Annotated in this window: 7 protein-coding genes and 1 pseudogene; all 8 read right to left on the bottom strand. The window is 60.0% G+C overall.

Annotated features, from left to right (window positions below; all coding sequences use genetic code 11):
• Window positions 1-64 precede the first annotated feature (64 nt).
• The 8 genes and pseudogenes from rpoB to ACJ2A4_RS12010 all read right to left on the bottom strand — a co-directional run bounded on the left by rpoB (window position 65) and on the right by ACJ2A4_RS12010 (window position 13,095).
• Window positions 65-4,239, bottom strand: a pseudogene (gene rpoB, locus ACJ2A4_RS12045) (DNA-directed RNA polymerase subunit beta).
• Between the two features lie 240 nt (window positions 4,240-4,479).
• Window positions 4,480-4,854 (bottom strand): 50S ribosomal protein L7/L12, encoded by a 375-nt coding sequence (rplL, locus tag ACJ2A4_RS12040; protein ID WP_041110858.1) that lies wholly within the window; start codon window positions 4,852-4,854, stop codon window positions 4,480-4,482.
• Between the two features lie 67 nt (window positions 4,855-4,921).
• The gene (rplJ, locus tag ACJ2A4_RS12035; RefSeq protein WP_062509665.1) at window positions 4,922-5,446 is read right to left on the bottom strand and encodes a 50S ribosomal protein L10; all 525 of its coding nucleotides are present in this window, start codon (window positions 5,444-5,446) and stop codon (window positions 4,922-4,924) included.
• 306 nt (window positions 5,447-5,752) lie between these two features.
• Window positions 5,753-6,445 (bottom strand): 50S ribosomal protein L1, encoded by a 693-nt coding sequence (gene rplA / locus ACJ2A4_RS12030; protein WP_408873005.1) that lies wholly within the window; start codon window positions 6,443-6,445, stop codon window positions 5,753-5,755.
• Window positions 6,446-6,449: 4 nt separating this feature from the next.
• Window positions 6,450-6,884 (bottom strand): 50S ribosomal protein L11, encoded by a 435-nt coding sequence (gene rplK, locus ACJ2A4_RS12025; RefSeq protein WP_008852418.1) that lies wholly within the window; start codon window positions 6,882-6,884, stop codon window positions 6,450-6,452.
• 99 nt (window positions 6,885-6,983) lie between these two features.
• Complete coding sequence (locus tag ACJ2A4_RS12020) at window positions 6,984-8,639, bottom strand: efflux transporter outer membrane subunit (RefSeq protein ID WP_408873004.1); 1,656 nt, start codon at window positions 8,637-8,639, stop codon at window positions 6,984-6,986.
• The gene (locus ACJ2A4_RS12015) at window positions 8,639-9,931 is read right to left on the bottom strand and encodes an efflux RND transporter periplasmic adaptor subunit (protein WP_408873003.1); all 1,293 of its coding nucleotides are present in this window, start codon (window positions 9,929-9,931) and stop codon (window positions 8,639-8,641) included. The genes ACJ2A4_RS12020 and ACJ2A4_RS12015 overlap by 1 nt, the downstream gene beginning before the upstream one ends.
• Window positions 9,928-13,095, bottom strand: coding sequence for an efflux RND transporter permease subunit (locus tag ACJ2A4_RS12010; protein WP_408873002.1), 3,168 nt, complete (start codon window positions 13,093-13,095; stop codon window positions 9,928-9,930). The genes ACJ2A4_RS12015 and ACJ2A4_RS12010 overlap by 4 nt, the downstream gene beginning before the upstream one ends.
• Between the last annotated feature and the right edge of the window lie 41 nt (window positions 13,096-13,136).

The raw sequence follows: 13,136 nt of genomic DNA, 5'->3' as shown, positions 1-13,136 counted from the left end.
GTGTACCGCGGCGTCCCGCGGACACCTTAAAAATGAACCGTGGCGAGAAGGAGGGAGCGGGCAATTAAAGCCCGCTCTGCTCGAGTTCGACGTTCAGGCCGAGCGACTTCAGTTCCTTGATCAGAACGTTGAAGCTCTCCGGAATGCCGGCTTCGAAATCGTCCTGCTCGCGAACGATTGCCTCGTAGACCTTGGTACGGCCGGACACGTCATCCGACTTCACCGTCAGCATTTCCTGCAGCGTGTAGGCTGCACCGTATGCCTCAAGGGCCCACACTTCCATTTCACCAAAGCGCTGACCACCGAACTGCGCCTTACCACCCAGCGGCTGCTGCGTGACGAGCGAGTAAGGACCGATCGAACGGGCATGGATCTTGTCGTCGACAAGGTGATGCAACTTCAGCATGTAGATGTAGCCAACCGTCGTCTGACGCTCGAACGGCTCACCCGTACGACCATCGATCAGCTGCGACTGGCCCGACTTGTTGACGCCGGCCTTCTCGAGCATCTCTTCGATGTCCGGGATGGAGGCGCCGTCGAACACCGGCGTTGCGATCGGCAGACCCTTGCGAAGGTTGTTCGCAAGCTCGATCAGCTGTTCGTTCGGCAGGGTCGCCACATCTTCGTTGAAGATGACATCGCCATAGACTTCGTGCAGGCGATCCAGCAGTTCCTGCTTGCGCTCACCGGTCCGCTGATACTCGTCCACCATATCGCCGATGCTTGCGCCGATATTGGCACAGGCCCAGCCCAGATGGGTCTCGAGGATCTGACCGATGTTCATGCGCGACGGCACACCCAGCGGGTTCAGCACGATGTCGACAGCCTGACCATTCTCAAGGAACGGCATGTCCTCGACCGGAACAACGCGGGAGACGACACCCTTGTTACCGTGACGACCGGCCATCTTGTCACCCGGCTGAAGCTTGCGCTTCACGGCAACGAAGACCTTGACCATCTTCATCACGCCAGGCGGCAGCTCGTCACCGCGCTGCAGCTTCTCGACCTTGCTGTCGAAACGCGCATCGATCCGGCGGGTCGCTTCCTTGAACTCACCGCGCAGCTTTTCAAGCTCTGCCATGACGTCGTCAGACGTGACCGTGATGCTGGCCCAGGTTGCGCGATGATGCTCGTCCAGAACCTCTTCCGTGATCGGCGTACCGGAGCGGATGCCCTTGAAGCCGGCACCGGCCGTCTGGCCAACCAGACGCTCACGCAGACGGTTGTAGAAGCTGCGCTCCTGAATACCACGCTCGTCGTCACGGTCCTTGGTGAGACGCTCGATTTCGGCGCGCTCGATGGCCATCGCACGCTCGTCCTTGTCCACGCCACGGCGGGAGAAGACGCGAACGTCGACAATCGTACCCGTCGTGCCAGGCGGCAGCTTCAGGGAGGTGTCACGGACATCGGAAGCCTTTTCACCGAAGATGGCGCGCAGAAGCTTCTCTTCCGGCGTCATCGGGCTTTCACCTTTCGGCGTCACCTTGCCAACGAGAATATCACCCGGGTTCACCTCGGCGCCGACATAGACGATACCGGCTTCGTCGAGGTTGCGCAGGGCTTCCTCACCGACATTCGGGATGTCGCGCGTGATTTCTTCCTGACCCAGCTTCGTATCACGAGCCATGACTTCGAATTCTTCGATATGGATCGAAGTGAAGACGTCATCACGGGCAATACGCTCGGAGATCAGGATGGAATCTTCGAAGTTGTAACCGTTCCAGGGCATGAACGCGACGAGCACGTTGCGACCCAGAGCCAGTTCACCCAGCTCGGTGGACGGACCGTCAGCGATGATGTCGCCGGCATGGACCGTGTCACCGACCTTCACCAGCGGACGCTGGTTGATGCAGGTGGACTGGTTGGAACGCATGTACTTGCGCAGACGGTAGATATCGACACCCTGCGTGGCACCGGCTTCATCCGTTGCACGGACGACGATACGGGCACCGTCGATCTGGTCAACCACGCCGCGGCGCTTGGCAACGATGGTCGCACCCGAGTCATGCGCAACGGCGGCTTCCATGCCGGTACCGACCAGCGGGGCATCAGCCTTTACCAGCGGCACAGCCTGACGCTGCATGTTCGCGCCCATCAGTGCACGGTTGGCGTCATCGTTCTCAAGGAACGGAATGAGCGCAGCGGCGACAGAAGACAAGCTGCTTCGGCGAAACGTCACAGGCCGTGACCTGCTCCGGCGGAACGACGCGGAAATCACCCGAGCGACGAACGGAAACGAGTTCGTCCGTCAGGCGACCCTGGTCGTTCTGCTTGGCATCAGCCTGGGCAACGACGAGCTTTTCTTCTTCCATGGCGGAAAGATATTTCCAGCCATCCTGAAGAACGCCCTCTTCCACCAGACGATACGGCGTTTCGATAAAGCCGTACTTGTTCACCTTGGCATAGGTCGACAGCGAGTTGATCAGACCGATGTTCGGGCCTTCCGGCGTCTCGATCGGGCAGATACGGCCGTAATGCGTCGGATGAACGTCACGGACTTCGAAGCCTGCGCGCTCACGGGTCAGACCGCCCGGGCCAAGCGCCGAAAGACGACGCTTGTGCGTCACTTCGGAGAGCGGGTTCGTCTGGTCCATGAACTGGCTGAGCTGCGAGGAGCCGAAGAACTCACGCACCGCAGCGGCAGCCGGCTTCGCGTTGATCAGGTCATGCGGCATGACCGTGTCGATGTCGACGGAACCCATACGCTCGCGGATGGCACGCTCCATGCGGAGCAGACCGACGCGATACTGGTTTTCCATCAGTTCGCCGACAGAGCGAACACGACGGTTACCAAGGTTGTCGATATCGTCGATCTGACCGCGACCATCCTTCAGGTCGCACATGATCTTGATCGTGCGCAGGATGTCTTCCTTGCGCAGCACGCGAAGGGTGTCCGGCGCGTCGACATCAAGACGCATGTTCATTTTCACACGACCGACCGCAGAAAGGTCATAGCGGCCCTGGTCGAAGAACAGACCATGGAACATGGCTTCCGCCGTTTCCTTGGTCGGCGGCTCGCCCGGACGCATAATGCGATAGATGTCGATCAGCGCTTCGTCACGGCAGCTGTTCTTGTCGGCAGCCAGCGTGTTGCGGATCCAGGGGCCGTGCGAACCGTCAACAGACAGCAGCGGAAGCTCCGTGATTCCCATTTCCTCGAGCGCGGCCAGACGGTCTTCCGTCAGTTCCTCGCCTGCTTCGCCATAAATCTCGCCCGTGTTCTCGTTCACGAGATCATAGGCCAGGAAACGTCCAAGGATATCGAGACGGCCAACCTGCACGACGCGGGTCTTTTCCGCGATCTTGCGGACCATACGCGCGGTCAGCTTGGCATCAGCCTCGGCAACCACTTCACCCGTGTCGGCATCGACCAGCGGGCTGAGCAGCTTCAGACCACGGAATGCATCCGGATCGAACGGACGCGCCCATTCGCCACCCAGACGGGTGAACGGCACGGCCTCATAGAAGTAGGACAGGATTTCGTCCTGATCCATGCCGCGGATATCGAGACCCTCAACATCGCCACCGTCCGCAATTTTCTGCTCACGCTGCGCGAGGTAGTTTGCACCTTCAAGCGCATAAAGAAGCGTGGTGACCGGCAGCTTGCGCTTGCGGTCAATACGGACATAGATCAGGTCCTTGGCGTCGAATTCGAAATCGAGCCAGGAACCACGATACGGAATGACGCGGGCAGCAAAGAGGTATTTGCCCGAAGAATGCGTCTTGCCCTTGTCGTGATCAAAGAACACGCCCGGGCTACGATGCATCTGCGAGACGATGACACGCTCGGTGCCATTGATGATGAAGGTGCCGTTATCGGTCATGAGCGGCATGTCGCCCATGTAAACCGGCTGCTCCTTCATGTCGTGGATCGAGCGTGAGCCCGTATCCTCGTCGATGTCCCATGTCGTCAGACGAAGAATGACCTTCAGCGGCGCTGCATAGGTCAGACCGCGCTGAATGCACTCTTCGACGTCATATTTCGGATCTTCGAATTCGTAGGACATGAAGTCCAGACGACCGCGACCCGCAAAATCGTTGATCGGAAAAACCGAACGGAAGACTTCCTGAAGCCCGGCATCCTGCCGGCTGTCAGGGCTCACGTTCATCTGCAGGAATGCCTCATCAGGAGGCGCGCTGCACGTCGATCAAATTGGGCATCGGCGCAATTTCGGGAATACGCCCGAAACTTTTGCGGATCCTTTTGCGTCCCGTGAACGATTTGGTGATCGCGTTCATCTCTTCTGCCCTCTGCACCAGACCTTCGAGTCGCCCGTAAACGGCGCTGGGAATTTGGCCCCAGCATTGCGGACGACCGGAACGACCGGTCATTATGAAATTTTCAGTACGTGGCGAGCCGCGCACTATACGCCCGTTTTGCTCCAACGGCAAATCGGGCGGGAACCGCATGCGATCCCCGCCCCATCTGTCTGCCAGGCAGAGGCTGCTCCGCAAACGATGCAGCCTGAAGTCAGTGAATTACTTGACTTCAACCTTGGCGCCGGCGTCTTCAAGAGCCTTCTTGATCTTGGCAGCTTCGTCCTTGGACGCGCCTTCCTTGACGGTCTTCGGTGCGCCTTCGACCAGGTCCTTGGCTTCCTTCAGACCCAGACCCGTGATGCCACGGACTTCCTTAATCACGTTGATCTTCTTGTCGCCGGCGTCAGCCAGGACAACCGTGAATTCGGTCTGCTCTTCAGCAGGGGCAGCAGCAGCGCCACCGGCAGCAGCAGCAACTGCAACCGGAGCAGCAGCGGAAACGCCCCACTTCTCTTCGAGCATCTTGGAGAGTTCTGCAGCTTCCAGAACGGTCAGAGCGGACAGCTCTTCAACAATCTTTGCCAGATCGGCCATGGTCTTATCCTAATATGATGTACTGTTGATCAGGTTCAAGCCTACGCCGCAGCGCAGACCTTCATTCTCAGGCGGCTTCTGCTTCGCCGGCCTTGGCATAGGCGCCAAAGACGCGAGCAAGCTGGCCAGCCGGCGCCTGGACAACACCTGCGATACGCGTGGCCGGGGTATTGATCATACCCACCAGCTTTGCGCGCAGCTCGTCCAGCGACGGCAGCTCGGCAAGGGCCTTGATTCCATCGACGCCAAGCGTCTGGGAACCGAGGGCGCCACCAAGCACCACCAGTTTGTCGTTCGTCTTGGCGAACTCGACGATCACCTTTGCCACTGCTGCCGGGTCCTCAGACCACGCAAGCGCGGTCGGTCCCTTGAGCAGCGGCGCGATGCCGTCGAATTGGGTCCCATCCAGAGCACGGCTGGCCAGCCGGTTCTTCGCAACCTTGTATGTCGCCCCTGCCGCACGAATGCGTCGACGCAGTTCCGTCACATCAGCAACCGTCAGACCCTTGTTCTGGGTGACGACAACCATGGACGTGCTGCCAAACACATCGGCGAGGAACTCAACAAAGGCCCGTTTTTCCGTACGGTCCAAAACCTGTCTCCTCGTCAGTCCGGCTTTCACCGAACCAGGTTACCCATGGAACCACCTCTTTCGAAGCGGTCCCGCTCGCCTGTCCACAGAAGTGAGCGAACCCAGCACATCGCAGCAGAGCCACAAATACTGTCGCCCCGTCTGACGCCCGCGATCCCGGAAGATCCTTAAGGCCCCGAAGGTCCACGTGCGGTCTTGGACAGGTTTGGAAGCAGCCCGCCGAAGCAGGCCACCCCTAAGCCATCATACCCGAAGGCATGACGTCATTTCGTGGAGGTCTTTCCCAGAAGGAAGACCTCCTGTCAATCAGGCTTCGAAGCTCGCAACATCAATGCGAACGCCGGGACCCATCGTGGAAGACAGGGCTGCCTTCTTCAGATACGTACCCTTAGCACCTGCCGGGCGAGCCTTCTGAACGGCATCGACCAGAGCGTTGATGTTCTCAACGAGCTTGGCTTCGTCGAAGGAAGCCTTGCCAACGCCGGCGTGGATGATACCGGCCTTCTCGGCGCGATACTCGACCTGACCGGACTTGGCGGCCGTGATGGCACCCTTGACGTCCATGGTCACCGTGCCGAGACGCGGGTTCGGCATCAGGCCACGCGGGCCGAGGATCTTACCCAGACGGCCCACGAGAGCCATCATGTCCGGCGTTGCGATGCAGCGGTCGAAATCGATTTCGCCAGCCTGGATCTTTTCAGCCAGATCTTCTGCACCAACAACTTCCGCACCAGCGGCTAGGGCTTCTTCAGCCTTGGGGCCACGGGCGAAAACGCCAACGCGAAGAGTCTTGCCCGTGCCGTTCGGCAGGGAGAGCAGACCACGGACCATCTGGTCGGCGTGACGCGGGTCGATGCCGAGGTTCAGCGACAGCTCAACGGTCTCGTCGAACTTTGCCTTGGCATTGCTCTTCACCAGAGCAACAGCCTCGGACAGACCATACGGCTTGTTGCGCTCGACGGTTGCGCGAGCAGCGTTCAGACGCTTGTTCTTGGCCATGATATCAGCCCTCCACCACGTTCAGGCCCATCGACTTGGCAGAACCGGCGAGCATGCGCACGGCACCGTCAATGTCGTTGGCGTTCATGTCCTTGAACTTCGTCTCAGCGATCTCGCGAAGCTGAGCCGTCGTCACGGAACCAACCGCAGCGGACTTGCCAACCGTCTGGCTGCCCTTGGAAATCTTGGCAGCCTTCAGCAGGAAGTACGTGTTCGGCGGCGTCTTCGTGATGAAGGAGAACGTGCGATCCGCATAGGCGGTGATGACCACCGGGATCGGCATGCCGGGCTCGAGCTGCTGGGTCTTGGCGTTGAACTCCTTGCAGAACTGCATGATGTTCAGGCCGCGCTGACCCAGAGCCGGACCAACCGGCGGAGAAGGATTGGCTTTACCAGCCGGGATCTGAAGCTTGATGTAGCCAACAACTTTTTTGGCCATATCCGGGACTCCCCTGTTTGTCGTTCCCGAACCGCGGTTCAACGGAGTCGGCCATGCCGGCTCCTCCCGCGTTCGAAGTGAGGCGGACCCCTAGACCAGTCAGGGCCGTTTCGTCAAGCCTTGCTGGACATTCGCGGACACCTGATCGCCGCGCAGATCATTGTCCAGCGGCTTGGCATGATTGTCGATGCCATTGACCGGCTTTGGAGTGCGCAGATTGTTATACTGAAGCGGACCGAACGGATCGATCTGCTTGATACCCGGCAGGTCAGCCGTGCTCCAGCCACCACCCAGGGCACGGACAAGACGCACGGAGGACTGGACCTGCGCCGTCTGCACCTCGACCTCGGCCAGACGCGCCTGAAGGGCATCCTGCTGTGCCACGAGGGCATCAAGATAGTTCGACAGACCGCCGGTATAGAGCGCCATGGTCATGTTCTGCGTCCGCAGCGCGGCTTCCACCGCTTTCTGCTGCTGGTCCTGTGCGATCTTGAACTGTCTTGTCTGCGTCAGACCATCCTCGACGTCCTGAAACGCCGAAAGGACCACGGAGCGGTAGTTATCCACCATCTCCCGGTACTGCGACCAGGACCGCTGCAGGGCCGCACGCCGCAGGCCACCCGTAAAGGCCGGTTCAACCGCCTGAACTGCAATCTTCCAGAACGCCCGGGAGATGCTGGCGAGATCGAACCCGCCGTCTTCGAACCCGCCCTCGGCGCTGAACGTGATGTGCGGATAGAACGCGGCGCGTGATACGCCGATCGCACGGGCCGACGCGGCCATCTGACGCTCGGCAATTGCGATATCCGGACGGCGCTCAAGCAGCGAGGCAGGCAGTCCGGCGTCGATTTTCACGACCCCGAAATGCATCTTCACGTCCTTGACGGGCGCAATATGGAAACCTGCGGGAGCCGTGTTCAGCAGAACCGCGATCGCATGTTCCATGACATTGCGCCGGGCGATCAGATTGCTTTTTCCGGCCTGCGCCGAATAAAGCTGCGTCTCCGCACGCGAGACATCGAGACCCGCACCGATCGACCCCGCCTGACGCAGTTCGGTGATTTCAACCGCAGCATGGAAGTAGCGGATGGAGTCATCATAGACCGCATTCTGCGCATCCAGTCCGCGCAGCGCGATGTAGTCTGACGCCAGTTCAGCCTCCAGGCTCAGTCGTGCGAGCGCATACTGACCAGCCGAAGCCTGTGCGAGGTTTTTCTGCATCCGCGTGGTATTGCGGATTGAATCCCAGAAATCCGGCTCCCACGTCGCAGCCCCGCTATAAGCCTGATTGGACTCATAGACGAGACTGCTGCTGGTGGCCGTGTTGTTATACAACCGGCCTACGGAACCCTTGTTGTCGCTCATGTGAGCAGCGCCGGTGACCTGCGGGTACAGACGGCTTTCCGTCTCACGGGCCACGTCACGGGCCTGCGTGAAGGCCTCTGCCTGTGCCTGCAGATCGGGATTGACGGCAAGCATGCGTCTTTCGAGCCCATCAAGGATGGGATCGTTGAACATAGTCCACCAGTCGCTGCGGACAGCACCATCCGCCGGCTGAGCGTTGACCATCAGCCCCTTCCCTTCCCAGCCGTCGGGATAGAGGAATTTCTGGGGATGATATTCCGGCGCCAGATCACATGAAGCCAGCCCGATGCAGAGCACGCCAGCCAGAGCCGTCGTGATTCGCCACCTGGAGCGGTTACGTCTGGAAGAGGCCGGGGTGGCTGGAGATGACTGGGAACATTCCGGTTTCATCAGCGAGATCCGGCCTCCTCAGGGTTTGCATCATGCTGACGGACAGGCTGCTGATCGGCATCCTGCTGCGCCTTGCTCGGCGTGTTGTATCCCGGTGTGGTCGGGACGATCTTGACCTCGTCCCCTTCCAGCAGATCAGCCGTAGGGTTGGCAACCACGCGGTCGTCTTTTGTAATACCGCTGAGCACCTGAACTGTCGTCCCGAAATTGATGCCGACTTTCACGTTCACCAGATGGGCATGGTTGTTGATGACCTTGGCCACCTGATTTCCCTCGGCCCGGAAGATGATCGCGCCTTCCGGCAGGATCAGGATGTTCGGGTTGCCCGGAGCCGAAATATGGGCCGTCGCGTAGGAGTTCGGCCACAGGAGGTTATCGCCGTTATCCAGTGTCAGCTCCGTCGTGACCGTACGCGTCGCTGCATTGAAGGCGTTGGCCGTTGCAAGGAATGTCGCCCGGAAGCGGCTTCCCGGATACTGCGGCACCGTCAGTTCGGCCTCGATCTTCGGTGAGATGACGCTCGCGAAATCCTGCGGCACGGAGACAAACACACGCATGCGGTGCACATCGGCGACCGAGAACAGTTCGGAGGCCGTACCGCGTGAATTGAGGTTCCCGCCGCCTGCATTCACGTAGTCACCCACGTTCACCAGACGCAACGTCACGATGCCGTCGAAGGGCGCGACGATCTTTTTGAAGTCCTCGAGAGCCTGAAAACGGTCCACGTCATGACGTGCCGCTTCGAGTTCGGCTTTCTGGGCAGCGGCATTGGCGGCCTGTACGTCCACTTCCTGACGGGACACGGCCTGCGTTCCCTTCAGCGCCGTCCAGCGCTGGGTCGTGATCACGGCCAGCTTGTAGCGTGCCAGAATGACGTTGTAATGCGCCTTGGCGGCTTCGAACTGGGCATCAATGCTTGGCGTGCTGATTTCCGCCAGAACGTCACCGCGCTTCACATGCGCGCCGTAGTCCTTGTACCACATCTTCACATAGCCCGAGACCTGCGCATAGATCGGCGCCTCGTACCAGGCGGCCAGGTTGGCCGGCAGATCCACCTGCCGTGTCTTCGGACCCGGCTGCGGCGTGATCAGGGTGACGGGTGGAATGGCCGCGTCTTCCGTCGCACCCGTCAGGGAATGATAATGCGTTCCCCGCTGTACGATGCCCCAGGCTGCCAGTGCGATCGCCAGCAGGACCACCACCAGCAGGATGATCTTGCCCCGCGCTCCGGAGCCCGTGCGTGCCGGATGGTTTGTCGGAGGCACGTGCCCCTGATCCGTAGAATGGCTCACGCGTGGTCTCCTTCAGGCTCAGCAGGACGCCTGTAATGAATAAGGGCAAATACGCAGGGGACGAACAGCAGTGTGGCAACGGTCGCAACCAGCAGGCCACCGATCACCGCCTTGCCCAGCGGGGCATTGTCGGAATTGCTGATGGACATCGGGATCATGCCGATCATCATGGCCAGCGCCGTCATCAGGACCGGGCGGATACGTTCGTAACCCGCTTCCAGTGCCGCCGTGATGGCATCGCCGTGATGGTCCATCCGTTCACGGGCAAAAGACACCACAAGAATGGCGTTGGCCGTGGCCGTACCCATACACATGATCGCACCCGTCAGTGCCGGCACCGACATGGACGTGTGTGTCAGGAACAGGCTCCACGAGATGCCACCCAGCGCGCCCGGCAGGGCCGTGATGATGACGAACGGATCAAGCCAGGACTGAAAGTTCACGACGATGATCAGGTAAACCAGCACGATCGACAGCGCGAGCCCGCCGACCAGCTGCACATACGCATCATTCATCGTCACGGCCTGACCACGCACCACAAGGCTCGAACCATGCGGCAGAAGCTTGCGCTCCTGATCCACGATCCGGTTCACCGCCCGTGAGACAGTCCCCAGATCCATGTCTTCCGGCGCGGCATAGATGTCGAAGACCGGCATGATGTTGTAATGCGCGACCTCGGCCGGCGTCCCGGTCTGGACCAGTTCACTCAGACCACCCAGAAGCTGAGGCGTCTGATTGGTTGGATTGCCGTCTCCCTTGTCGATCGGGAGGATTTCCAGATCGTTCATGGTCTGCAGATAGTTCGCCGGTGCCTGCACGTCGATCAGCTGTGACGTTCCCTGGGCATTCAGGTAATAGGTCTGCCCCACCTGACCACTGCCGGAAAGCGTGACAAGCGCGTTCAGGGCCACGTCACGTTCGGTGATGCCGGTTCCCAGCGCAAAGCTTCGGCGGTTGTTGACCATGATGGTCGGCTGCGTCATCGGCTCCTGGATGGAGACATCGGCAATGCCCGGAATGTGACGGAGCTTCTTGGCGAGCCTCGTGGCAAATTTAAAGTTGCCGCTCAGATCACGTCCGACAACCTGCACATCGATCGGTGACGGCAGACCGAAGTTCAGGATCTTGGCGGTCAGGTCACCCGGCTGGAACGTAAAGACTGTGCCCGGGAAGTCGTTCGTCAGTCCCTTGCGGAGGGTGCGGCGATATTCCGGGATCGGGCTTTCGGAATTGCGCAGCTGGATCGTGATGTCGCAGTCCTGCGATCCGACGGTCGGAGACGGGATCATTGCCTGGTTCAGCTGACTGAACGGCAGGCCGCAGTTATGCACGACATTGACCACCTGCCCCGGCAGCAGACTGCGGATCCGGCGCTCGGCCAGCCCGGCGATCTTGCCGGTTTCTTCCAGCCGGCTGCCGATGGGCGCGCGCATGTGCATCTGCAGCGTCCCCGACTTGATCTCGGGGAAGAAGTCCTGTCCGATGAACAGCAGCAGCGCCATGGACGAGATGGCTGCCAGCAGGAACAGCGTCACGAAGCGCCCGCGGATCGAGATCAGGGTCTCGAGGATGGTCTTGTAATGCTCGCGGAAGCTGGTGAAACGTGCCTCGAAGCCCTGCTGGAAGCGTCCGAAAATGCTGAGCTTGCGATTGTGCCATTCAGGGTCGCGGTGCATCCGCACCTGTGCTGCCAGCATCCAGTTCGCCATCGTCGGCACCAGTGTCCGCGACAGAATGAAGGACGCGATCATGGCAAAGATGATGGCTTCGGCCATCGGCATGAACAGCCAGCCGGAAATGCCCGTCAGTTCGAACAGCGGCAGCCACACGATGCAGATACAGGTCGTCGACACGAAGGTCGGAATAACGATCTGGTTCGCCGCATCAATGATGGCGTCTTCGAGTTCCTTGCCGGTCTCGAGATGCGCATCGATATTCTCGATCATGACGGTTGCGTCATCCACAAGAATACCGACCGCCAGCGCCAGACCGCCCAGCGTCATCACGTTGATGGACTGCCCCGCAATGCTCAGCCCGATGATCGAACACAGCATGGCCAGCGGAATGGACGTCGCCACGATCACGGTCGAGCGCCACGAGCCCAGGAACAGCATGACTGTCAGACTGGTCAGGATGGCGGCGGTGATCATTTCACGCACCACGTCCACGACCGATTCCTTCACGAAGCTCGACGCATCGGTCAGGACGTTCATCGTCGTCCCGGCCGGCAGCGTCGCCCCGACCTGCGGCAGGAGCTTCTTGATCCCGCTCACGACAGACAGCGTAGACGCGTCACCGCTCTTGAGGATGACGATCAGCACCGCCTGCTGCCCCTTCACAAGGACAGCATTGATCTGCGGAGGCCCTCCCCGATGCACCCAGGCGACATCGCGCAGATAGATTACGGAATTGCCGACCTGCTTGATCGGCATCTTGTTGAACACATCCAGATCAAGGGGGGTGGAGTTCGTCTTCACCATCCAGTCAAGCTGACCGATCCGCTGGTCACCCGCCGGAAGGACGATGTTCTGCAGGTTCAGCGCGGAGGCTACGTCCTCAGGCGAGAGCCTGTGCGCCAGCAGTTTGATTGGATCGATATCCACCATGATGTCCGGCGCAAGGCCACCATAGGGATTGGGAATGGCCGCCCCGGGCACGGAAATCAGCTCCGGCCGGATCAGGTTGGACGCCATGTTGTAGATTTCCGACCCGGACATGGTCGGATTGTTCACCTGAAGTGTCAGAACCGGAACGGAGGACGCATCCATCGCCAGAATCAGCGGTGGCGTCGAACCATTCGGCAGCTGTTTGATAACCGTCTGGGACACCGACGTGATCTGCGTCTGCGCCACCGCCGTATTGGTCCCCGGCTGGAAGAACACTTTGACGATGCCGCGCCCGTAATAGGAGGAGCTTTCGATATGTTCGATGTTGCTGACCGTCGCCGTCAGTGATCGTTCGTAATAGTAAACGATACGACCGGACATGTCCTCCGGCATCAGGCCCGTATAGGACCAGATGACCGCCACGATCGGAATCTTGATGGACGGGAACACGTCCGTCGGTGTGGAAACGATGGCTTTGACCCCGAAAATCAGGATCATGATCGACAGGACGACGAAGGTATAAGGCCGCTTCAGCGCGGTAACGACGATGGCATTCATGCGGTCAGACTACCCCTGCGGGCTCTTCCTGGTCCGGTCAT

Origin of the sequence: Gluconobacter roseus, assembly GCF_046058915.1 — a bacterium.
Lineage (GTDB): Bacteria > Pseudomonadota > Alphaproteobacteria > Acetobacterales > Acetobacteraceae > Gluconobacter > Gluconobacter roseus_A.
The sequence above is the reverse complement of the archived record's forward strand: the minus strand, read 5'-3'. Positions and strand labels throughout refer to the sequence as shown.

Bases quoted from the DNA above. Each gene is read 5' to 3' on its own strand.
- rplA (WP_408873005.1), bottom strand. From the start codon at position 6,445: ATGGCCAAGAACAAGCGTCTGAACGCTGCTCGCGCAACCGTCGAGCGC.
- ACJ2A4_RS12010 (WP_408873002.1), bottom strand. From the start codon at position 13,095: ATGAATGCCATCGTCGTTACCGCGCTGAAGCGGCCTTATACCTTCGTC.
- ACJ2A4_RS12020 (WP_408873004.1), bottom strand. From the start codon at position 8,639: ATGAAACCGGAATGTTCCCAGTCATCTCCAGCCACCCCGGCCTCTTCC.
- rplK (WP_008852418.1), bottom strand. From the start codon at position 6,884: ATGGCCAAAAAAGTTGTTGGCTACATCAAGCTTCAGATCCCGGCTGGT.
- rplL (WP_041110858.1), bottom strand. From the start codon at position 4,854: ATGGCCGATCTGGCAAAGATTGTTGAAGAGCTGTCCGCTCTGACCGTT.